We start from the raw sequence: 22,593 nt of genomic DNA on the forward strand, positions 1-22,593 counted from the left end.
CGCAGAAACCGCAGCATTCAGCGAGCCGAGAGTGAATTCACGAGCCCGAGGTACGGAGCGACACCTCGGCTCGCAGGAACAGCCCCGGCTCGATCCGTCAGGAACGGCCGTGTCCGGAGAACGGACACGACCGTCCGCGACGGATCGTCGGCGGGCGTCAGGCGCGGATCAGGCGAAGGCCTCGATGGGCGGGCAGGCGCAGACGAGGTTGCGGTCGCCGTAGGCCTGATCGACGCGGCGGACCGGCGGCCAGTACTTGCCGCGGACCAGCGAGCGGACCGGGTAGGCGGCCTCCTCGCGGCTGTAGGGGTGCGTCCACTCGTCGGCGACCAGGCACTCCGCGGTGTGCGGGGCGCCGCGCAGCGGGTTGTCGTCCACCGGCCACTCCCCTGCGCCGACCCGGACGGCCTCGGCCTTGATGCCGATCATCGCGTCGATGAAGCGGTCGATCTCGGCGAGGTCCTCGCTCTCGGTCGGCTCGACCATGAGCGTGCCCGCGACGGGGAAGCTCATCGTCGGGGCGTGGAAGCCGTAGTCGATCAGGCGCTTGGCCACGTCGTCGACGGTCACCCCGGTCGCCGCGGTGAGCGGACGGATGTCGAGGATGCACTCGTGCGCGACGAGGCCGCTGCCGCCGGTGTAGAGCACCGGGTAGTGCTCGCGCAGGCGGGCGGCGACGTAGTTGGCGGAGAGGACGGCCGCGCCGGTCGCGGCGCGGAGCCCCTCCTCGCCCATCATCCGGGCGTAGGCCCAGGAGATCGGCAGGATGCCGGGGCTGCCGTAGGGCGCCGCGGAGACGGGGACTCCGCCGTGGACGACGGTCTCCCCTTGCTGCCCGACGGCGTGCTCGAGCCGCTGCGCGAGCGGGTGGCCCGGCAGGAAGGGCGCGAGGTGCGCCTTCGCCGCGACGGGGCCGACTCCGGGGCCGCCGCCGCCGTGCGGGATGCAGAACGTCTTGTGCAGGTTGAGGTGCGAGACGTCGCCGCCGAAGTCGCCGAAGCGGGCGAAGCCGAGCAGTGCGTTGAGGTTCGCGCCGTCGACGTAGACCTGGCCGCCCGCCTCGTGCACGAGGCGGCAGATCTCGGCGACCTCGTGCTCGTAGACGCCGTGCGTGGACGGGTAGGTGATCATCAGGGCGGCGAGGTGCTCGGCGTGCGCGGCGATCTTGGCGCGGAGGTCGTCGAGGTCGACGTTGCCGAGCTCGTCGCAGGCCACCACGACGACGCGCATGCCGGCGAGGACCGCGCTGGCCGCGTTCGTCCCGTGCGCGCTCGAGGGGATGAGGCAGACGGTGCGCGCCTCGTCGCCGCGCGAGCGGTGGTAGCCGCGGATCGCGAGGAGCCCGGCGAGCTCGCCCTGCGAGCCGGCGTTCGGCTGCAGCGAGACGGAGTCGTAGCCGGTGAGGTGCGCGAGCCAGCGCTCGAGCTGGTCGATGAGGGCGAGGGAGCCCTCGACGTCGGCCTCGGGCGCGAACGGGTGCAGGCCGGCGAACTCGGGCCAGCTGACGGCCTCCATCTCGGCGGCGGCGTTGAGCTTCATCGTGCAGGAGCCCAGCGGGATCATGCCGCGGTCGAGCGCGTAGTCGGCGTCGGCGAGGCGCTTGAGGTAGCGCATCATCGAGGTCTCGCTGCGGTGGGTGTTGAAGACGGGGTGCACCAGGAACGGCGTGGTCCGCTCCAGCGCGCCGGGGATGCTCCGCGCGGCGCCGGCGAGGACGCCGTGCTGGGCGTCGAGGTCGCCGATCGCGACGGCGACCGCGACGACCTCCTCCGGGGTGACCGTCTCGTCGAGGGCGACCGCGACGGTGTCGGCGTCGACGAGGCGCAGGTCGAAGCCGGCCTCGCGGGCGCGGGCGACGGCCGCCTCCGCGCCCCGCGGGACGACGACCGCGACGGTGTCGAAGAAGTCGGCGTGCCGGAGCGCGTGGCCGCGGTCGAGCAGGAGCCGCGCCAGCAGCGCCGCGCGGGAGTGCACCTGCTCGGCGATGCGGGCCAGGCCGTCGGGGCCGTGGTAGACCGCGTACATCGCGGCCATCACGGCGAGCAGGACCTGCGCGGTGCAGATGTTCGAGGTCGCCTTCTCGCGGCGGATGTGCTGCTCGCGCGCCTGCAGCGAGAGCCGGTAGGCGGGGTTCCCCGCCGCGTCCTGGCTGACGCCGACGAGGCGGCCGGGCAGCTGGCGCTCGAGGCCCTTGCGGACGGCGAGGTAGCCGGCGTGCGGTCCGCCGAAGCCCATCGGGACGCCGAAGCGCTGGGTGGTGCCGACGGCGACGTCGGCGCCGAGCTCGCCGGGCGAGCGGACGAGGGTGAGCGCGAGGAGGTCGGCCGCGACGACGGCGAGGCCGCCGTGCGCCTTGACCGCGCCGAGGACGGCGGACGGGTCCCAGAGGTGGCCGGAGGCGCCGGGGTACTGCACGAGGGCGCCGAAGGACTCGGGCACCTCGTCGGCGTCGGTGCGCGAGAGCGGCAGCTCGACGATGCGGATGCCCACCGCCTCCGCCCGGCCGCGCAGCAGCGCGAGGGTCTGCGGCAGCGCGTCGGAGTCGACGACGAAGACGTCCGTCTTGGCCTTCGAGGCGCGGCGGGCCAGCAGCATCGCCTCGACCACGGCGGTGCCCTCGTCGAGCATCGAGGCGCCGGCGGTGTCGAGACCGGTGAGGTCGGCGACCATCGTCTGGAAGTTGATCAGCGCCTCGAGCCGGCCCTGGGAGATCTCGGGCTGGTAGGGCGTGTAGGCCGTGTACCAGCTCGGGTTCTCGAGGACGTTGCGCTTGATCACGGCCGGGGTGAGCGTGCCGTGGTAGCCGAGGCCGATCAGCGGGCGGCGCACGGTGTTGCGGGCGGCGAGGGCGCGCAGCTCGGCGAGCGCCTCGGTCTCGGTGGCCGGAGCGGGGAGGACGGGCGCGAGATCGCGGACGTGGATCGACTCGGGGACGGCGGCCTCGACCAGCGCGTCGACGGAGTCGTAGCCGAGGGCCGCGAGCATGGTGCGCTGGGCGTCGGCGTCGGTCCCGATGTGGCGGGACTCGAACGCGCCGGGGGTGCGGGCCGCCATCTACTCGCCCACCAGCTCGTCGTAGGCCGCCGCGTCGAGCAGGCCGTCGGGCAGCGCGTCGAAGCGCACGGTGATCAGCCAGCCCTCGCCGAAGGGGTCGGCGTTGACCAGCTCGGGGCTGTCGACGACGGCGGAGTTGGTCTCGAGGACCTCGCCGTCGACGGGCGCGAACAGCTCGCCGACGGACTTGGTCGACTCGATCTCGCCGACGACGCTGCCGCCCTCGACGCGGGTGCCCGCCTCGGGCAGCTCGACGAAGACGACGTCACCGAGCTTGCCGGCGGCGTAGGCGGTGATGCCGACGGTCGCGGTGTCGCCCTCGACGCGGATCCACTCGTGATCGGAGGTGTACTGGAGCTCGGTGGGAACGGCCATGGTCAGTTCTTCTTTCTGGAGTAGAAGGGGAGCTCGGTGACGGTCATCGGGAGCCGGCTGCCGCGGATGTCGACGGAGACGACGCTGCCGGGCCGCGCGGAGGCCGGCGCGACGTAGGCCATCGCGATCGGCACGCCGAGGGTGGGCGAGAGCACGCCGCTGGTGACCACGCCGATCACGTCGTCGTCGGGGCCGTGCACGCTGTACTCGGCGCGGGCGGCGCGGCGGCCCTCGCCGATCAGGCCGACGAGCACGGGTGCGTCGCCGGAGGGGCCCTCCTCGCTGGCCGCGCGGCCGACGAAGTCGATCGGCTTGCCGAGGGCGACGACGCGGCCGAGGCCGGCCTGCGCCGGGAAGACGTCGCGGGAGAGCTCGTGGCCGTAGAGCGGCATGCCGGCCTCGAGGCGCAGGGTGTCGCGGGCGGCGAGCCCGGCGGGGACGAGACCCGCGCCGGCGCCGGTCTCGGCGAGCGCCTCCCAGAGGGCCGGGGCGGTGTCGGGGGCGACGTAGATCTCGAAGCCGTCCTCGCCGGTGTAGCCGGTGCGGGCGATCAGGATCGGGTGCGCCTCGAAGCTGGCGGGCACGGCGCGGTAGTAGCGCAGCTCCTCGAGCAGGCGCGCCGCGTCGTCGGTGTCGAGCACCGACTCCTCGCCGCGAACGACCTCGATCGCGAGGCCCTGCAGGTTCTGCAGGATCTCGAGCGAGCGCGGGCCCTGGATCGCGATCAGCGCGACGTCGTCGCTCTCGTCGTAGAGCTCGCACTCGAACATCGCCGTGCGGTCGCGCAGCTGCCCGGCGACCACGTGGCGGTTGCCGGCGTTCGCGACGATCAGGAAGCGGTCCTCTCCGGTGCGGTAGACGACGAGGTCGTCGATCACGCCGCCGGTGCGGTCGAGCAGGAGGGTGTACTTCGCGCGGCCGACGGCGACGGCGGAGAGGTCGCTCGCGAGCGCGTAGTCGAGGGCGTCCACCGCCTCGGGGCCGACGACGAGGATCTCGCCCATGTGGGAGAGGTCGAAGAGGCCGGCGGCGGTGCGGACGGCGTGGTGCTCGGCGAGGTCGCCGGAGTAGCGGACGGGCATCCACCAGCCGGAGAAGTCGGTGAAGGAGGCGCCGGCCGCGACGTGCACGTCGTGCAGCGGGGAGCGGCGGGGCTCGGTGCTCGGCGCGGTGGCGTCGGGCGAGTCGATCTCGATGCCGCCGGACTCGGGGGCGCCGGACTCGGCGGGGTTCTTCTCGGCAGAGCTGTCGTCAGACATGGGAGTTCTCCAATTCGTCGCAGTGCTGCGCACGCGCCCGCACAGGTCGGTGATGCGTGGCACAGCAGTGCCGTGGGAACTCCCCCTCTGTCGTGGTGCCTGAGAGATTCGCGGCGCCCCTCGCGGGGCGGTCGCTTTCACCATCGGCGGATCCTCGAGCGGATCGCTTTCCAGAGTGGCCAGTTCGACGCGGTACAAGACCTGAGAGATTGGCGGGGAGGCTTGCTCCTTCGGTGCCGACCGGAGTCGGCTCTCCCGCGTCGCGTATGCGGCCCGGTATTCGGTTGTCCGCTCACCCTATCGGGCGGGCGGACGTCCTGTCCCCCCGCCGCGAGATGCCACTTGTGCGCGGATTCCCCGGCGTGTCGCGCGCACAAGAGGCATCTCGCGGCGAGGAGCCGGACTCGGGGTGGTGTTCGGGTCGGGGTGACACTAAGCTCGGGAGAGAGTTAGGGTCAGGGCGACTTTTAGGGGGTCCGCGTGGAGGCAGCAGCGCCGCAGCTCGCGGTGTCGACCGTGATCTTCGCCCTGCGCCCGCATCCCGAGACCGGCGCCAGCACCGTGTGGATCCCGGTGGTCCGCCGGCTCCGCGAGCCCTACCGCGGGCTGTGGGCGCTGCCCGGCGGTCCGCTCCGGACCGAGGAGGACCTCGCCGAGGCGGCGCGTCGCACCCTCCGCGAGACGACCGGCCTCGCCCCGCGCTACCTCGAGCAGCTCTACGCCGTCGGTGGCACCGAGCGCTCGCACGGCGAGCGCCGCGTGGTGTCGATCGTCTACTGGGCGCTCGTGCGCACCTCCGAGGCCGACGAGGCGATCGTCGACGAGAACGTCACCTGGCTCTGCACCGATCTGACGCTCGACCTCGCCTTCGATCACGGCCTGATCGTCGACTACGCCCTCTGGCGCCTGCGCAACAAGATGGAGTACTCCCGCATCGCGCACGCCTTCCTCGGCGAGACCTTCACGCTCGCGCAGCTGCGCGAGGTGCACGAGGCCGTCCTGCAGAAGCCCCTCGACCCGGCGAACTTCCGCCGGACGATCGAGGCCTCCAAGACCGTGGTGCCGACCGAGCAGCGCCTGACGGGGACCCGTCACCGCCCGCCGCGCCTGTACCGCTACGACGGGTCCGTGGCACTCGTCGACAACGGGCCGCTGCCGGTCTGAGCACCGGCCGCCGCCCCCTTCGCACCGCACCATCCGAGGAGACACCGTGACATCGGTCGACAGCACCATCCAGCTCATCGAGCGGGGAGCAGCCCCCGGCGAGACCTGCGCGCCCGAGCTCGCCGACGCGCCCTGGTCGTTCGACCTCGGCCTCCCCGCCTACGGCCCGGGCGCCTCGCAGGCCGACCCGATCCCGGCGGCGTCGCCCGTGCAGGGCCGGCTGCCCGACGAGTACACCGCGGCGAGCGCCGAGGAGCTGCACCGCCGCATCCTCGCGGCGAAGGAGACGCTGGGCGAGCGGGTCGTCGTGCTCGGCCACTTCTACCAGCGCGACGAGGTGGTGCAGTACGCGGACTTCGTCGGCGACTCCTTCCAGCTCGCGAAGGCGGTGGCGAACCGGCCGGACGCGGAGGCGATCGTCTTCTGCGGCGTGCACTTCATGGCGGAGACGGCGGACATCCTCTCCCGTCCCGACCAGGCGGTCATCCTGCCAAACCTCGCCGCGGGCTGCTCGATGGCGGACATGGCGGACATCGACTCGGTCGAGGACGCCTGGGCCGAGCTGACCGACCTCTACGGCACCGAGCCGGACGCCGACGGGCGCGTGCCGCTGATCCCGGTGACCTACATGAACTCCTCCGCGGCGCTCAAGGCGTTCTGCGGGCGCAACGGCGGCGTGGTCTGCACCTCGTCCAACGCGACGACGGTGCTCGAGGACGCGTTCGCGCGCGGGCAGCGGGTCCTCTTCTTCCCCGACCAGCACCTCGGCCGCAACACCGCGAAGGCGATGGGCGTGCCGCTGGAGCGGATGCCGATGTGGAACCCGCGCAAGCCCGGCGGCGGCTCGGACGAGGCGACGCTGCTGGACGCGCAGGTCATCCTCTGGCACGGGTTCTGCTCGGTGCACAAGCGCTTCACGGTCGCGCAGATCGAGCGGGCGCGCGCCGAGCACCCGGACGTCCGCGTGATCGTGCACCCGGAGTGCCCGATGGCGGTCGTCGACGCGGCGGACGAGTACGGCTCGACCGACTACATCGTCAAGGCGATCCAGGCGGCGCCCGCGGGCAGCACCTTCGCCATCGGCACCGAGATCAACCTCGTGCAGCGCCTGGCCGTGCAGTACCCGCAGCACACGATCTTCTGCCTCGACGACGTGGTCTGCCCGTGCTCGACGATGTACCGCATCCACCCGGGGTATCTCGCCTGGGTGCTGGAGGGGCTCGTCGCGGGGACCGTGCACAACCGGATCTCGGTGGACGACTCGGTGCAGGACCAGGCGCGGGTGGCGCTCGAGCGGATGCTCGCCGCGGTGCCGCCGGCCGGTCCGGTCGCTCCTGCTCCCGCTCCCGTTGCGGGGGCCTGACGTGTCCCGCGTCGTCGTGGTCGGCAGCGGGATCGCCGGCCTGGTCGTCGCGCTGCTGGCCGCGCGCCGGCACGAGGTCGTCCTCGTCACCAAGGGCGCGCTCGCGGAGTCGAGCACGCGCGCCGCGCAGGGCGGGATCGCCGCGGTCACCGCGCCCGGCGACTCGGTCGCGCTGCACGTCGAGGACACCCTCACCGCCGGTGCCGGTCTCTGCTCGCGCTCGGCCGTCGAGGTGCTCTGCGCCGAGGGGCCGGCGGCGGTCGCCGCACTGCAGGCGTGGGGCGTCGGCTTCGACCGCGACGGCGACGACCTCGCCCGCGGACTGGAGGGTGCGCACTCGCGGCCGCGGATCCTGCACGCGGGCGGCGACGCGACCGGCTCCGCGATCGAGGAGGCGCTCGTCGCCGCGGTGCGCGCCGCCGCCGTCACCGTGCTCGAGGAGACCGTGCTGGTCGACCTGGTGCGGCCGGGAGCCGCCGTGACCGGCGTGGACGTGCTGCGGGACGGACGGGTCGAGCGGATCGACGCCGACGCGGTCGTCCTCGCGACCGGCGGGGCCGGACAGCTCTACCGGCACACCACGAACCCCGCGGTCGCGACCGGCGACGGCCTCGCCGCCACCCTGCGCGCCGGCGCCCAGACGGCCGACCTGGAGTTCTACCAGTTCCACCCCACCTGGCTCGCGCTGGCCGGCGGGTTCCTGGTCTCGGAGGCGGTCCGTGGTGAGGGCGCGGTGCTGCGCGACGCGGCGGGCGAGCGCTTCCTCCTCGGCGTGCACCCCGACGCCGAGCTGGCGCCCCGCGACATCGTCGCCCGCGCGATCGCCGACCGGATGCTGCTCCAGGGCGGGCTGCCGGTGCACCTCGACGCGCGGGCGATCCCCGCGGACGTGCTCGCGCACCGCTTCCCGACCATCTCTGCCGCCTGCCGAGTGGGTGGGCTCTCGCTCGCCGACGACCTCATCCCCGTGACGCCGGCCGCGCACTACTGGATGGGCGGGGTCGCGACCGATCTCGACGGGCGGACCAGCCTCCCCGGGCTCTTCGCCGTCGGCGAGGTCGCCTGCACCGGCGTGCACGGCGCGAACCGGCTGGCGTCGAACAGCCTGCTCGAGGGCGTCGTCTTCGCCCGGCGGGTCGCGGCGGCGCTCGACGGCGCGACCGTCGCGCCGTCGTCCGAGGCGGCGGAGCCCTCCGCGCTCGTGCCGCTCGCGCTCGATCGCGCGCTCCTGCAGGAGACGCTCTGGACGGGCGCGGGTCTCTCCCGCGACGCCGCGGGCCTGGAGTCCGCCCGCGCCGCTCTGGCCACCGCCGGCTCCCCCGCGCCCCTGACCCGAACGACGATCGAGGACGCGAACCTCCGCACCTGCGGCCTCGCCCTCATCGACGCCGCCCTCGCCCGCGCCGAGTCGCGCGGCGCCCACCACCGCACCGACCACCCCCACCCCTCGGCGAGCGCCTACCGCGTCGCCGGTACGAGAAAGGTCGCCGTCCCGTGCTGACCCGTCAGAGCATCGAGCGCATCGTCACCCTGGCCCTGGAGGAGGACGCGCCCTGGGGCGATCTCACCTCGGACACCCTGCTGCCGGCGGACGCGACGGCGGCCGCGGCCCTCGTCGCCCGCGAGCCCGGCGTCTTCAGCGGCGGGGCGGTGCTGCTCGGCACGTTCCTGCAGGCCGACTCGCGGATCCGCGTGGAGGACGTCGTCGCGGACGGCACGGTCTTCGCAGCCGGCGACGTCCTCGCCCGGATCGACGGCCCGGCCGGCGGAGTGCTGCGCGGCGAGCGGGTGGCGCTGAATCTGGTGCAGCGGATGAGCGGCATCGCGACGCTCACCGCGCGCTACGTGGAGGCCGTGGCGGGCACCCGCGCGCGCATCGTCGACACGCGCAAGACCACGCCCGGGCTGCGCGCGCTGGAGCGGCACGCGGTGCGCAGCGGCGGCGGGCACAACCACCGCTTCTCGCTCTCGGACGCGATCCTCGCGAAGGACAACCACCTCGCGATCCTCGCCCAGCGCGGTCTCGACCTCACCGAGGCGCTGCTCGCCGCCCGCGCGGCCGTCTCGCACACGACGCACATCGAGGTGGAGGTCGACCGGCTGGAGCAGATCCCCGCGGCCCTCGCCGGCGGCGCCGACACGATCATGCTCGACAACTTCGGCCCCGAGCAGCTGGCGCAGGGCGTCGCGCTGATCGGCGGTCGCGCCGTGGTGGAGGCGAGCGGAGGCGTGAACCTCGACACGGTCCGGGCGATCGCCGCGGCGGGCGTCGACGTGATCTCCGTCGGAGCGCTCACGCACAGCGTCCGCTCGCTCGACCTCGGCCTCGACATCGCGATCGCGGCGCCGGCCGCGTGATCTACCTCGACCACGCGGCGACCTCGCCGGTGCGCCGCGAGGTGCTCGAGGCGATGTGGCCGTTCCTCACCGGCGAGTACGGCAATCCGTCGAGCAGTCACGCGCTGGGCGGGTCCGCGGCGCGGGCGCTGGAGGAGGCGCGGGGGCACGTGGCGCGGTTCCTCGGCGGGCGCGCCTCCGAGGCGCTCTTCACCTCCGGGGGCACGGAGTCGATCAACACGGCGGTGAAGGGCATCGCGCTCGGCGCGCCCCGCGGTCGGCACCTGGTGCTCTCGGCGATCGAGCACGAGGCGACCGTCGAGTCGGCGGACTTTCTGCGGCGGCTGCACGGCTTCGAGGTGTCGATCGCCCCCGTCGACGGCGAGGGGCGGCTCGACCTGGACGCGCTCGCCGCGCTGCTGCGGCCGGACACCGCGCTGGTGTCGGTCCTGGCGGCGAGCAACGAGATCGGCACGGTGCAGGACGTGCCGGCGATCGCGGCGCTCTGCCGGCCGGACCGGATCCCGCTGCACGTGGATGCGGTGCAGGCGGCGGGGTGGATCGACCTGGCCGGGCTGGGCGCCGACGCGGTGTCGATCTCGGGGCACAAGCTCGGGGCGCCGAAGGGCGTGGGGGCGCTGCTGCTGCGCAGTCGCGTGCCGTTCGAGCCGCTCGTGCACGGCGGCGGACAGGAGCGGGCGCGGCGCTCGGGGACGGAGAACGTGGCGTTCGCGGTGGCGCTCGGGGCGGCGGTGCAGCTCGTGGATCCCTCGCGGGGCGCCCGCGTCTCGGCCGTGCGGGACGCGTTCGCGGCGCGGGTGGCGGCGGAGGTGCCGCGGGCCGTGCCGCTCGGGTCGGCGGAGCACCGGCTGCCCTCGATCGCCTCCTACGTCGTGCCGGGCCGCAGCGGCGAGTCGATCCTGCTCGCTCTGGAGGAGCGCGGCGTCGTGGTGTCCAGCGGCTCGGCGTGCGCCGCCGGCCGCGACGAGCCGTCGCCGACGCTCCTGGCGCTCGGGCTCGAGCCGGCCGTGGCGCAGACGGCGGTGCGGTTCAGCTTCGGCGCGGAGTCGACGGCGGCCGACGCGGAGGCGGCGGCGGACGCGTTCGCGGCGGTGCTGACGGCGTGACCCGAGCAGTGACGAACGCTCCAACCGACGTCACGCGCCTATATGCCAGCATCCTCGACCGCTCGCGATCCTTGGTGCCGCCCTCTCTATATGGTCTTCCGCAGACAAGGGCGAACATGCCTGCGCGACGGAAGGGCGATAATGCGAATTCGACGGATTCGATGGACAATTCTGAGTGCAGCAGCGGCGGTGTTGGCGGTCGGTTTAGTCTCCGCGTCAGCGCACCCAGCAAGCGCCATCAAGTACAGTGGAGATTATTCCCCCACTCGGGCCGCGTGCCAGGCCGCAGTGAAGGCATATCAAGCGGACGGCTGGAAGATTCTGAAAAGCTGTCCCTACGTTAAGAATTTCGGTTATCTCGTCGATGCATCAAGGGACTAGTCACTATGCTCGCGACGACTGGCAAATATTCATCACGGGCCTGGTCGAGAGCTCGCTCAACGATCGCCGCCGTGAGGACGGTGACCGGCATCGTGGTCATATCGGCCGCGTTGAGCGGATGCAGTCCCGCATCCGTTCCGAGCGAGGGATCTGCAGTATCGTCATCCCCTGCAAGCCCCCTTCCAATCGCGGACACCACCGGCGCGACTTCCCCTCTTGATTTCGAATCTTTCAACACGATAAACCGGAATACGATTTTCTCGAAGGGTGAGCCGAGGGGCGCAGATTTGGCCGATGCGCTCATAGCCGCTGGCTTCGCTCGCAGCAACGTCGAAGTGACGGCTGATAGCACGACCGAAGGCAAGAGAGCCGACGCGATCTTCGTCGCGGTGAAGTCCGGCGAGACATGCTTCGTGGGTCAGTATCGGACGAAAGCCTCTGGCGAGGACGGTGACACGAAGTACCTCGGGGCGAGCGTCGCGCCGCTCGCCACCGGTCGGTGCCTGATCGGGGATCCGGTTCCCGTCGAGTGACGGGCGCGATCTGGTGAGGCCGTCGCTCTCTGCTGATCGAGTAGCGGCCGGAGGCCGCGTATCGAGATCCACCGCGGTCGGGCATGCGGGTCTCGATACGCCGCTGTGCGGCTACTCGACCAGCAAGGGTGGGCGCTCTGCGGCTACTCGACCGGCGAGGGTGGGCGCTGTGCGGCTAGTCGAGCGGCGAGGGTGGCCGCTGTGCGGCTACTCGACCGGCGAGGGTGGCCGCTGTGCGGCTACTCGACCGGTGAGGAGCCGGTGCCGCTGCCGACACGCCGGTTGCGCGACGGATGTCGAGCGATCGGGAATGTCGGCGGTCACCGGCAGTGTTCTGGGTCTCGTAGCACCTGTCGCATCGACGCCGCCCCGGCGATGCGCCCCCTCACGACGAGCCCCCCTCACGACCGGAGACGCACCTGTGACCGAGCGCACCCTTCCCGAGACCCGGCCCGCCGCCGCGACCGACAGGCCGTCGACGGCGCTCGACCCGCGCAGCCGCCTGGTGATCAGCCTGCTGCTGGTCTCCGCCTTCGTCGTGATCCTCAACGAGACGATCATGAGCGTGGCGCTGCCCGACCTCATGCGCGACTTCGGCATCGAGGCGCACGTCGGCCAGTGGCTCTCGACCGCGTTCATGCTGACGATGGCGGTCGTCATCCCGATCACCGGCTACCTGATCCAGCGGCTGCACACCCGCACGCTCTTCGCCGCGGCGATGACGCTGTTCAGCCTCGGCACGCTCAGCGCCGCCCTCGCGCCGACCTTCGAGGTGCTGCTGGCCGCGCGCGTCGTGCAGGCCGGCGGCACGGCGATCATGATGCCGCTGCTGATGACCACCGTGATGACCCTCGTCCCCCCGGCGATCCGCGGGCGGATGATGGGCAACATCTCGATCGTCATCTCCGTCGCGCCCGCCGTCGGGCCGACCATCTCGGGCGTCATCCTCAACTTCCTCAGCTGGCGCTGGATGTTCTGGATCGTGCTGCCGATCGCCGTCGGAGCGCTCCTCCTCGGGCTGCGCAAGGTCGAGAACGTGACCGAGCCGCGCAAGATCCCGATCGACTCGCTCTCGGTGGTCCTCTCGGTCTTCGGCTTCGGCGGGCTCGTCTACGGGCTCAGCAGCCTGGGCGAGGGCGGCGAGGCGATCGTCGCTCCCTGGGTGCCCTTCGTCGTCGCCGGTGTCGCGCTCACCGCGTTCGTCGTGCGCCAGCTCCTGCTGCAGAGGACGGACCGGGCGCTGCTGGACCTGCGCACCTTCTCCTCCGGCAACTTTACCGTGGTCATCGTGATGATGGCGGTGAGCATGTCGGCACTGTTCGGCACGCTGATCCTGCTGCCGCTCTACACGCAGAACGTGCTCGGCCTCACCCCGCTCGAGACCGGCTTGCTGCTGCTGCCCGGCGGGCTGCTGATGGGCCTGCTCGCGCCATTCGTGGGCCGCGGCTACGACCGCTTCGGGCCGCGGGTGCTGCTCGTGCCCGGCTCGATGATCGTCGCCGGAGCGCTCTGGGGCTACACGACGCTGGACGAGAACTCGGTCTCCTGGTTCATCCTCACCCTGCACGTCGTGCTGAGCCTCGGCCTCGCACTCGTCTTCACCCCGCTGTTCACCGCGGGCCTGGGCTCGGTCCGCCCGGCGCTGTACTCGCACGGCAGCGCGATCATCGGCACGGTCCAGCAGCTCGGCGGCGCCGCCGGCACCGCCCTGTTCGTGACCGTGCTCTCGGTGCAGTCGGCCGCGCTCGCCCGCGAGGGCGTCGACGAGGTCGCCGCCTCGGCAGGCGGCATCCACGCCGCGTTCGTCTGGGGCGCGAGCATCGCGACCGCCGCGATCGTCGCCGCGTTCTTCGTGAAGCGCCCCGTGGAGTCGGACGCGCCGCGGCCGATGGTCGCCCACTAGCCCGCCACGGCCGGTGCCGCGCGCAATCGCGGGGCACCGGCTGTTCACCTCCGCGTCACCGGGCGGCCCTACGGTGGCGCCCCGGTCGACGTCCCCTCGAACGTGCGGCCGGGACGGAGAGCACACGTGACGACGGCCGCGCATCCCCAGGACCTCCTCGACGCGGGGGCCGCCGCCCCGGCGCCGCGCACCCTGATCGACGTGCTGCGCGACACCGCCGAGCGCCACCCCGACGCCTCCGCACTCGAGGACCCGGCCGGCGCCCTCAGCTACCGCGAGCTGCTCGCCCGCGTCGTCGCCACCGCCGCGGAGCTGACCGCCGCCGGAGTGCGCCGCGGCGACCGCGTCGGCGTGCGGATGGCCAGCGGCTCGCGCGAGCTCTACCTCGCGATCCTCGGCGTCCTCGCGGCCGGCGCCGCCTACGTGCCGGTCGACGCCGACGACCCCGAGGAGCGGGCGCAGCTGGTCTTCGGCGAGGCCGCCGTCCGCGGGGTCGTCTCCGGCTCCGGCCGCTTCGAGCGGAGCGACGCGGCGACCGCCCGCCTGTTCACCGGCTCGGCGCCGCACCCCAGCACCGCCTCGATCCCGCTCCTGCAGCCGCCGGAGCTCGAGGACGACGCCTGGATCATCTTCACCTCGGGTTCGACCGGCACGCCGAAGGGCGTCGCGGTGAGCCACCGCTCGGCCGCCGCGTTCGTCGACGCCGAGGCGCGCGTCTTCCTCCAGGGCGAGCCGCTCGGCCCGGGCGACCGCGTGCTCGCCGGGCTCTCGGTCGCGTTCGACGCCTCCTGCGAGGAGATGTGGCTCGCCTGGCGGCACGGCGCCTGCCTCGTGCCCGCGCCGCGCTCGCTCGTGCGCAGCGGGATGGACCTCGGCCCCTGGCTGACGACGCACGGCATCACCGTCGTCTCCACCGTGCCGACCCTCGCGGCGCTCTGGCCGGCGGAGTCGCTCGAGAACGTCCGCCTGCTGATCTTCGGCGGCGAGGCCTGCCCGCCCGAGCTCGGTGAGCGCCTCGCCGTCGACGGGCGTGAGGTCTGGAACACCTACGGCCCGACGGAGGCGACCGTCGTCGCCTGCGCCGCTCCGCTCGGCGGGCCCGGACCGGTCCGGATCGGCCTGCCGCTGGACGGCTGGCGGCTGGCCGTCGTCGATCCCGACGGTCGCCGCGTCGGCGAGGGCGAGGTCGGCGAGCTGATCATCGGCGGCGTCGGCCTGGCCCGCTACCTCGACCCCGCGAAGGACGCCGAGAAGTACGCGCCCGCGCCGACGCTGGGCTGGGAGCGCGCCTACCGCTCCGGCGACCTGGTGCGCTTCGAGAGCGCCGGCCTCGTCTTCCAGGGCCGCGCCGACGACCAGGTCAAGCTCGGCGGGCGGCGGATCGAGCTCGGCGAGGTCGAGTCGGCGCTGCAGGCGCTGCCCGGGGTCTCGGGCGCCGCGGCCGCCGTCCGCACCACCGGCGCCGGGATCCAGGTGCTCGTCGGCTACCTCGCCCTCGCCGGCGGTCGTGTCCTCGATCGCGACGCCGCGCTGGCGCGCCTGCGCGAGGAGCTGCCGGCCGCGCTCGTGCCGCTGCTGGCCGTCGTCGACGAGCTGCCGACCCGGGTGTCGGGCAAGGTCGACCGCGCCGCGCTGCCCTGGCCGCTGCCCGACAGCGGAGCGGCGGACCCGGGGCTCGACGCCGAGACGGCCTGGCTGGCCGGCCTCTGGCGCGAGGTCCTCGGCGTCCCGGTCGACGAGAAGGCCAACTTCTTCGACCTCGGCGGCGGCTCACTCGCCGCCGCCCAGCTGGTCGCCCGGATCCGCGAGCACGACCCCGAGTTCACCGTCGCGGACGTCTACGCGCACCCGCGCCTCGCCGCGATGTCGGCCGAGATCACGAGCCGCGCGACGGGACTCGGCGAGGTCTCGACGCACCGGATCGCCCCGGTCCCGCGCCGGATGCAGGTGCTGCAGACCCTGCTCGGCGCCCCGCTGCTCGTGCTCGGCGGTGCGCGCTGGACGAGCGTCGTCCTCACGGCCTGCGCACTGCTCGACCTGCTGCCCGGCTTCGACTGGCTGCCGACGGTCCCCCTCGCCCCTCTCGTCATCGCGTTCGCCCTCTTCTGCACCCCGTTCGGGCGGATGGGGCTCACCGTCCTCGCCGCCCGCTCGCTGCTGCGCGGCGTGCGCGCCGGCGACCATCCGCGCGGCGGCGGCGTGCACCTGCGGCTGTGGCTCGCCGAGCGGATCGCCCACCAGCTCGGCGCCGTGAGCCTCGCCGGCGCACCGTGGGTGGCCTCCTACGCCCGCGCGCTCGGCGCCCGCATCGCCGACGACGTCGACCTGCACTCGCTCCCGCCGCTGACCGGCATGCTCACCCTCGGTCGCGGCGCCGCGATCGAGCCGGAGGTCGACCTCTCCGGCTACTGGATCGACGGCGACGTGCTGCGGGTCGGCGCGGTCCGCGTCGGCGCCGGCAGCACCGTCGGCGCGCGCAGCACCCTGCTGCCCGGCACGCGCATCGGCAAGAACGCGCAGATCGAGCCCGGCTCGGCGGTCTTCGGCCGAGTGCCGGCCGGCCAGCGCTGGGGCGGCTCCCCCGCGCAGCGCCTCGGCAAGGCGAACGCGGGCTTCCCCGCCGAGCGCCCGCCGCGTGCGACGCCGTGGGTCTGGGCCTACGCCGTCTCGGCGGTCGGCCTGGCCGCCGTGCCGGTGGTCTCCTTCGCCGCGGGCCTGGGCGTGCTCGCCCTCGCGACCCAGGGCTCGGCGGATCTCGCGGCCGCGCTCCCCCGCGCCCTCGCCGCGCTCGTCCCCGCGGTGGCCGCCACCGGCCTCGTCCTGGCGGCGCTGGTCGTCGTGCTCGTGCGCCTGCTCGGCCGCGGGGTCGAGGCGGGCACCCACCCCGTCCGCGGGCGGATCGGCTGGCAGGTCTGGTCGACCGAGCGCCTGCTCGACCACGCCCGCACGCTGCTGTTCCCGCTCTACTCGGGCCTGTTCACGCCGGTCTGGCTGCGACTGCTGGGCGCGAAGGTCGGGCGCGACGTCGAGGCCTCGACCGTGCTGCTGCTGCCCGCGATGACGACGATCCGCGACGGCGCCTTCCTGGCCGACGACACGCTGGTCGCCTCCTACGCCCTCGGCGGCGGCTGGATGCGGCTCGCCCGCGCCGAGATCGGCGAGCGCGCGTTCCTCGGCAACTCCGGCATGGCCGCGCCCGGGCACACGGTGCCCGCCGGCGGACTGGTCGCCGTTCTCTCCTCCGCCCCGCGGAAGTCGAAGGCGGGCTCGTCCTGGCTCGGCTCGCCGCCGGTGCGACTGCGGCGCACGGTCGTCGAGGCGGAGTCGGCGCGCACCTTCCGGCCGGCCGCACGCCTGCGGGCCGCCCGCATCGTCTGGGAGCTGCTGCGCTTCGGCCCGGTCGTCGTCTCGATCGCGATCGGCTTCGGCGTCGTCGTCGCGCTGCTGGCGCTCGTGCCGGCGATCGGCGCGATCGCGACGGCCGTCGTCGGCGGGGTCGTCCTGCTCCTGGCCGGCGCGGTCGCCGCCGGAGTCTCCACCGCCGCGAAGTGGCTGCTGATCCAGCGGGTGCGTCCGAGCGAGCACCCGCTCTGGTCGTCGTTCGTCTGGCGCAGCGAGCTCGCCGACACCTTCACCGAGATGGTGGCAGCGCCCTGGTTCGCGCACGCCGCGGCCGGCACGCCCGCCCTCGTCTGGTGGCTGCGCAGCCTCGGCGCGCGGATCGGCTCCGGCGTCTGGTGCGAGAGCTACTGGCTCCCCGAGGCCGATCTGGTCGATCTGGGCGACGGAGCGACGGTGAACCGGGGCTGCGTCGTGCAGACCCACCTGTTCCATGATCGAATCATGAGCATGGATCTCGTGAGTCTCGACGCCGGCGCGACCCTCGGCCCGCACAGCGTGATCCTCCCGGCGGCGACGATCGCGGCGCACGGCACGGTCGGCCCCGCCTCGCTCGTGATGCGGGGCGAGCTCGTACCCGCCGGCAGCCGCTGGAGCGGCAACCCCATCGGTCCGTGGCGCGAGGTCCGCGTCGGCGACTACCACGCGCCCGTCGCGTGAGCACCGCGCAGACCGGTCTGGAGACGGCGGGCGATCCGTATCTGCCCGGCATCGGCAACACGGGGTACCGCGTCGAGTCCTACGACCTCGATCTCGACTACCGGGTCTCGAGCAATCGGCTGGCCGGGCGGGCCGTCCTGCGGATCGTCGCGCTCCAGCCGCTTCGCCGGTTCTCGCTCGATCTGAGCCGTCTCCGCGTCCAGCGCGTGCGCGTCGACGGCCGGAAGGCCCGGTCGGAGCAGGCCCCGCACAAGCTCCGGATCACACCGGCCGAGCCGCTCGCCGCGGGCGCGAGCGCACTCGTGGAGATCGAGTACGGCGGGCACCCGGGCCCGCGCGCGAGCCACTGGGGCGAGCTGGGCTGGGAGGAGCTCGCGGACGGCGTCCTCGTCGCCTCGCAGCCCTCCGGCGCCTCCACCTGGTACCCCTGCAACGACGACGTCGCCGACAAGGCCGCCTACCGCATCCGGGTGAGCGCGGAGGAGGGCTACTCCGTCCTCGCGAACGGCGTGCTGCTCGAGACGAGCGAGCGCTCCGGCCGCCGCACCTGGCTCTACGAGCAGCGCGAGCCGACCGCGAGCTATCTCTCGTCGGTGCAGATCGGCCGCTACGTGCTCGAGGACCGGCTGCTCGCCGGAGTCGCCGTCACGCTCGCGCGCCCGGCCGCCCTCGCCGCGCGCGTCGCCCGCGACTTCGCGCCGCTCAGCGCCATGCTCGCGTTCTTCTCGCGGGTGCTCGGGCCCTATCCGTTCCAGCAGTACACCGTCGTGGTCACGGCCGACGAGCTGGAGATCCCGCTCGAGGCGCAGGGCATGGCCGTGTTCGGCGCCAATCACGCCGACGGGCACGGCGGCTCGGAGCGGCTGATCGCGCACGAGCTCGCGCACCAGTGGTTCGGCAACAGCGTCGGCCTCGCGCGCTGGCGGCACATCTGGCTCAACGAGGGCTTCGCCTGCTACGCCGAGTGGCTCTGGTCGGAGGAGTCGGGCGGCGCCACCGCCGACGCCCTGGCGCGCCGCCACCACGTGCTGCTGCGGCTGCAGCGGCAGGACCTCGTGCTCGGCGATCCGGGGCCGGTGGACCTCTTCGACGACCGCGTCTACAAGCGCGGCGCGCTGACGCTGCACGCGCTGCGGCTCCGGCTCGGCGACGAGGCGTTCTTCGGTCTCCTGCGCACCTGGACCGCACGGCACGCCTCCGGCATCGTGACCGAGGACGACTTCCGCGCGCTCTGCGCCGAGGTCGCAGGCGGTTCTGCGGCCCCCGGCATCGAGGCGCTGCTCGACGCGTGGCTGGTCGACGTGCGGCTGCCGCCGCTACCGCCCGCCCGCTGAGACCAGCGAGTCCTCGAGCGCGTCGCCGTGCTCCCGGCGCCAGCCGATGATCGGACCGGCACCGCCCACCGCGTCGCCGAGCGCGACGCTCACCCGCAGCGACGGGTCGAGGCGCGGCTCGGCCAGGCGGAACCGCGACTCGTCGATCCGGGCCTCCGCGGCGAAGCGCGACTCGTGGATCCGGACGCGTCGCGGATCGACGTCCAGCCCGCGGCCGTCGGCCTTGAGCGCCGCCTCGATGCGGGTCCAGTGCAGGATCGGATCGGCCGCCCGGAACCCGCCGGTCGCGAAGGGAGCGCCGGCGATCCGCGTGATCGCGATGCCGCGCTCGGCCGGTCCCTCGACGGGCTCCACGTCGACCCCGACGACCCCCGCGCTGCTCGCCGCGACGACGACCGCACCCGCGCAGTGCGCGATGCTGACGGAGAGGTGCTCGGCATCGTCGATCCAGGGCCGCCCGTGCGCCCCGCCGCAGCGAGCGCAGCGCGCCGTCACCTGCACCGCCGTCGCCGGCCGCCCGAGCAGCTCGCCCGCGAGCATCCGCAGCAGCACCCGGCCGAAGACGAAGCGCTCGGCCACCGCCGCCGATCCGGTCGCGCGGTAGCGCTCCCGCTCCGCCGTGCCGAGCAGCGGCAGCAGTCGCTCGGCGTCCAGGCGCTGCTCGTCGAGCGCGAGCCAGCGCAGATGCACTCCCGGCAGGTCCTGCACGGCGTCGTGCGTCATCGTTCCGTCCCCCATGGTCCCGTCCCCCTGATCCCGTCCGCCGGTCGCGCGCTAGTCCGACGCCCGGGCGGGCGCCGCGTGCTCGCCGCGCTCGTGGACGTCGGCCGCCGAGCCGACGATCAGCGGGTCGGGTCCGAGCGGCGAGACGACCTCGTCGTCGCGGCCGTCGTAGTCGTAGAGGCTCAGCACGTAGCGCATCGCCTCGAGCCGGGCGCGCTTCTTGTCGTTGCTCTTGACGATGGTCCACGGGGCGTCGGCCGTGTCGGTCGCCGCCATCATCGCCTCCTTGGCCGCGGTGTAGTCGCCCCACTTGTCGAGCGAGGCGAGGTCCATCGGCGAGAGCTTCCACTGCCGCACCGGGTCGATCATCCGGATGGTGAAGCGGGTCCGCTGCTCCTCCGCCGAGACCGAGAACCACAGCTTGACCAGGTCGATCCCCTCGCCGACCAGCATGCTCTCGAACAGCGGCGTCTGGCGGATGAACTCGTCGTACTGCTCCGGAGTGCAGAAGCCCATCACCCGCTCGACGCCGGCGCGGTTGTACCAGGAGCGGTCGAACAGCACGATCTCGCCCGCGGCCGGCAGGTGCGACACGTAGCGCTGGAAGTACCACTGCGAGCCCTCGCGCTCGGTCGGCTTCTCCAGCGCGACGACGCGCGCGCCGCGCGGGTTGAGGTGCTCGGTGAAGCGCTTGATCGTGCCGCCCTTGCCCGCGGCGTCGCGCCCCTCGAAGACCACGACCAGCCGGCGCCCGTGCTTCTTGATCCAGTTCTGCAGCTTGAGCAGCTCGATCTGCAGCAGGCGCTTGCCGGCCTCGTACTCCTCGCGCGACATCCGCTCGTCGTAGGGATAGCCCTCGCGCCAGGTGTCGACCTGCGTGCCGTCGCGGCGCAGCAGCACCGGGTCGTCGTCGTCCTCGTCGAGCACCACGAGATCGCGGGCGTCGTCGGGAGTGAGCGAGCGGAGCAGCTCGGGTGAGGGCAGGAGGGCGCCGTCGGGACGGAGCGGGCTGTCTGAGGCGGGAGGCACGGAGCGACGCTACGGCTCCTGCACGACGCCCGGGTGAACGGCGGGTGTCCGCCCCTCTCGCGCCCCCGCCCGCCCGGACGTACCCTCGACGCATGTGCCGGAACATCCACACCCTCCACAACTTCGCACCCGCCGCGACCGACGACGAGGTGCAGGCCGCCGCCCTCCAGTACGTCCGGAAGATCAGCGGAGCCACCCGCCCGTCGAAGGCGAACCAGGAGGCGTTCGACCGCGCCGTCGCCGAGATCGCCCACGTCACCGGTCACCTCCTCGAGGACCTGGTGTCGACCGCGCCGCCCAAGGACCGCGAGGTCGAGGCGGCGAAGGCCCGCGAGCGCTCGGCGAAGCGCTTCGCGACCGCCTGAGCCGGCGCACGCGCCTAGCCGATCAGATAGGCGAAGCCGCGCCCGGAGCGTGCCAGCTGCGTCGCGAAGGCGACGGCGCGGTCGAGGAAGTGGCCGAGGTACTCCCCCTCGGGGTGCTGCGACAGCTCCTCCTCCACCTCCGAGCGCAGCGCGATCAGGTCGTCGGCGATCTCCCCGACCTGCTCGGGAGGGACCGCCCGCACCCAGGGCTCCCAGCCCAGCCCCGTCACGGTCACCCTCCCCTCGAACATCCGGTGCGCGGGGCGCGGTGCCGCATCCCGTGATCGCGGAGCGGTCAGCGTCTGCAGCGCGGACCAGGCCTTGTCGAGGTAGACCATGTCCCGCTCGGGGACGGACTGCACGAAGTCCGTGGCCGCGATCCTGGCGCCGTGGGGCATGCCCCAGGCATCGGCGAGCGGATCGTCGCTGAGGACGCTCCGCGGATCGGCGAGCGCGCGCTCGGTCTGGTCGGCATCGAAGGCGTAGGCGTAATAACGGATTCCCATGCGTCGATGCTGGCGAGCACCGATCGACCGCGGTCGCCCGGCCGCCGGATCCGTGGAGAGCGCCCTGGATCCGCGGCTGTGGAGGCTCGATCGCCGAGGGCGCCGCACCCTCCGGCACCGGTGATCCTCGATCGGCTCAGACGTCGAGCAGAACCTCGGGCGCCCACCTGGGCCACTGCGGCGGGCCGACGAGCGCCCCGTGCTCGAACCGCGCGCACAGCCGGAAGGGGTGTCGAGCGCTGCCGTTGTCGAACACCTCCGCGACGTCGGCGATCTCGACCGCGGCTCTGAGATGCGCCCACAACCGCTCGTGACGATCCCGGATCTTCTGCTCGGGCACCGAGTGGCCGCCGCGGCGCACACGTTCCCTCACGCGCTGCACGGACAGCTCCACCGGCACCATCACGATGTGCAGGTGCACGAGGTAACCGGCCTTCGAGGCGTCCGAGAGCAACCGGATCTTGCTCGGATGCGAGAACACCGTCTCGGAGACGAACGACTCACCCGCTGCCAGCGACTCCCGCCGTCGGTGCTCCGCGAGACGCGCCGCATCGTAAGCGTGCTCGGCTTCCTCGCCGGGCCACAGCGCTGCCGCGATCTCGTCGGCGTTGATGAACGGCAAGCGCGTCACCGGCATCAGGACATCGCGGACGTAGGAGGACTTGCCGGCACCGTTCGGCCCGGCGAGCAGGTGGAGCACCGGCATCAGGAGCGAGCGGGGTGCACGACGAGATCGCCGTTCTCATCGACCTCCGAGTACGACTCGCCGGCGACGGTGAAGGCGGCTTCGTAGTCCAGCCCGCTCCGCAGCGCGGTGAGACGGTCCGCCCACTCCTTGCGCACGACGGCCTGCTCGTACTCCCCGAGAGCGTCGTAGGAGCCCGTTCCCCCGAGGACCTCGCTGATCGCGCGGCTGTTGACCTGCGGGGACATCTCGAGCTCCCTGCCGATGCGCGCCCAGTAGGCGATCTGCTGAGGCACCGTCCGCGAGGAGATCTGGGCGGCAGCGACGGCGGAGTCGTAGACGTCAGCGGGGAGGCGTGTCGGCTGGCTCGAACGGGTCATCCTGCCACGGTAGCAC

At 73.3% G+C, this 22,593-nt stretch carries 18 protein-coding genes and 1 riboswitch; of the genes, 10 read left to right on the forward strand and 8 right to left on the reverse strand.

Annotated elements, in window-relative coordinates; all coding sequences use genetic code 11:
- Window positions 1-168: 168 nt before the first annotated feature.
- From gcvP to gcvT, 3 genes are read right to left on the reverse strand one after another with little or no spacing between them, the layout of a single operon-like run.
- On the reverse strand, window positions 169-3,054 hold the full coding sequence (gene gcvP, locus GSU72_RS12975) for an aminomethyl-transferring glycine dehydrogenase (RefSeq protein ID WP_159985446.1): 2,886 nt from the start codon (window positions 3,052-3,054) through the stop codon (window positions 169-171).
- A complete protein-coding gene (gene gcvH / locus GSU72_RS12980) occupies window positions 3,055-3,429 on the reverse strand; it encodes a glycine cleavage system protein GcvH (protein WP_159985447.1) in 375 nt (124 codons plus the stop codon).
- Between the two features lie 2 nt (window positions 3,430-3,431).
- Window positions 3,432-4,688: a glycine cleavage system aminomethyltransferase GcvT gene (gene gcvT, locus GSU72_RS12985; protein WP_159985448.1), complete on the reverse strand. Its 1,257-nt coding sequence runs from the start codon at window positions 4,686-4,688 to the stop codon at window positions 3,432-3,434.
- Window positions 4,689-4,868: 180 nt separating this feature from the next.
- A riboswitch (glycine riboswitch) is annotated at window positions 4,869-4,956 on the reverse strand.
- A gap of 212 nt (window positions 4,957-5,168) precedes the next feature.
- Here gcvT and GSU72_RS12990 point away from each other — a divergent pair.
- From GSU72_RS12990 to GSU72_RS13030, 9 genes are all read left to right on the forward strand, one after another.
- The gene (locus GSU72_RS12990) at window positions 5,169-5,852 is read left to right on the forward strand and encodes an NUDIX domain-containing protein (RefSeq protein WP_159985449.1); all 684 of its coding nucleotides are present in this window, start codon (window positions 5,169-5,171) and stop codon (window positions 5,850-5,852) included.
- A gap of 46 nt (window positions 5,853-5,898) precedes the next feature.
- Window positions 5,899-7,215: a quinolinate synthase NadA gene (nadA, locus tag GSU72_RS12995; protein WP_159985450.1), complete on the forward strand. Its 1,317-nt coding sequence runs from the start codon at window positions 5,899-5,901 to the stop codon at window positions 7,213-7,215.
- Between the two features lies 1 nt (window position 7,216).
- Window positions 7,217-8,716, forward strand: coding sequence for an L-aspartate oxidase (gene nadB, locus GSU72_RS13000; RefSeq protein ID WP_159985451.1), 1,500 nt, complete (start codon window positions 7,217-7,219; stop codon window positions 8,714-8,716).
- Window positions 8,710-9,573: a carboxylating nicotinate-nucleotide diphosphorylase gene (gene nadC / locus GSU72_RS13005; RefSeq protein ID WP_159985452.1), complete on the forward strand. Its 864-nt coding sequence runs from the start codon at window positions 8,710-8,712 to the stop codon at window positions 9,571-9,573. The genes nadB and nadC overlap by 7 nt, the downstream gene beginning before the upstream one ends.
- Window positions 9,570-10,679, forward strand: a complete 1,110-nt coding sequence (locus tag GSU72_RS13010) for a cysteine desulfurase family protein (RefSeq protein ID WP_159985453.1) — start codon at window positions 9,570-9,572, stop codon at window positions 10,677-10,679. Before nadC ends, GSU72_RS13010 begins: the two co-directional genes overlap by 4 nt.
- 452 nt (window positions 10,680-11,131) lie before the next feature.
- Entirely contained in the window at window positions 11,132-11,593 is a 462-nt protein-coding gene (locus GSU72_RS13015) for a hypothetical protein (protein ID WP_159985454.1), read from the forward strand.
- A 502-nt stretch (window positions 11,594-12,095) separates the two neighbouring features.
- Complete coding sequence (locus tag GSU72_RS13020; protein WP_244256125.1) at window positions 12,096-13,496, forward strand: DHA2 family efflux MFS transporter permease subunit; 1,401 nt, start codon at window positions 12,096-12,098, stop codon at window positions 13,494-13,496.
- A 126-nt stretch (window positions 13,497-13,622) separates the two neighbouring features.
- Window positions 13,623-17,555, forward strand: a complete 3,933-nt coding sequence (locus tag GSU72_RS13025) for a Pls/PosA family non-ribosomal peptide synthetase (RefSeq protein WP_244255800.1) — start codon at window positions 13,623-13,625, stop codon at window positions 17,553-17,555.
- A complete protein-coding gene (locus tag GSU72_RS13030) occupies window positions 17,552-18,889 on the forward strand; it encodes a M1 family metallopeptidase (RefSeq protein WP_244255801.1) in 1,338 nt (445 codons plus the stop codon). Before GSU72_RS13025 ends, GSU72_RS13030 begins: the two co-directional genes overlap by 4 nt.
- Here the strand turns inward: GSU72_RS13030 and GSU72_RS13035 are convergent.
- The gene (locus GSU72_RS13035) at window positions 18,872-19,612 is read right to left on the reverse strand and encodes a hypothetical protein (RefSeq protein WP_159985457.1); all 741 of its coding nucleotides are present in this window, start codon (window positions 19,610-19,612) and stop codon (window positions 18,872-18,874) included. The genes GSU72_RS13030 and GSU72_RS13035 overlap by 18 nt on opposite strands.
- Window positions 19,613-19,663: 51 nt before the next feature.
- Window positions 19,664-20,542 carry a polyphosphate kinase 2 gene (gene ppk2, locus GSU72_RS13040; RefSeq protein WP_244256126.1) on the reverse strand — a complete coding sequence of 293 codons (879 nt, stop codon included), beginning with the start codon at window positions 20,540-20,542 and terminating at the stop codon, window positions 19,664-19,666.
- Window positions 20,543-20,733: 191 nt separating this feature from the next.
- On the opposite strand from ppk2, the gene GSU72_RS13045 reads away from it, so the two are divergent.
- Window positions 20,734-21,006, forward strand: a complete 273-nt coding sequence (locus GSU72_RS13045; RefSeq protein ID WP_159985459.1) for a DUF2277 domain-containing protein — start codon at window positions 20,734-20,736, stop codon at window positions 21,004-21,006.
- Between the two features lie 14 nt (window positions 21,007-21,020).
- Here the strand turns inward: GSU72_RS13045 and GSU72_RS13050 are convergent, their stop codons facing one another.
- The 3 genes from GSU72_RS13050 to GSU72_RS13060 all read right to left on the reverse strand — a co-directional run bounded on the left by GSU72_RS13050 (window position 21,021) and on the right by GSU72_RS13060 (window position 22,577).
- Window positions 21,021-21,512, reverse strand: coding sequence for a DUF1877 family protein (locus GSU72_RS13050; RefSeq protein ID WP_159985460.1), 492 nt, complete (start codon window positions 21,510-21,512; stop codon window positions 21,021-21,023).
- Window positions 21,513-21,648: 136 nt separating this feature from the next.
- Window positions 21,649-22,218: a zeta toxin family protein gene (locus GSU72_RS13055; protein WP_159985461.1), complete on the reverse strand. Its 570-nt coding sequence runs from the start codon at window positions 22,216-22,218 to the stop codon at window positions 21,649-21,651.
- Entirely contained in the window at window positions 22,218-22,577 is a 360-nt protein-coding gene (locus GSU72_RS13060; protein WP_159985462.1) for a hypothetical protein, read from the reverse strand. Before GSU72_RS13060 ends, GSU72_RS13055 begins: the two co-directional genes overlap by 1 nt.
- Between the last annotated feature and the right edge of the window lie 16 nt (window positions 22,578-22,593).

The organism is Rathayibacter sp. VKM Ac-2760 (assembly GCF_009834185.1).
In the GTDB taxonomy this organism is placed as follows: Bacteria; Actinomycetota; Actinomycetes; order Actinomycetales; family Microbacteriaceae; genus Rathayibacter.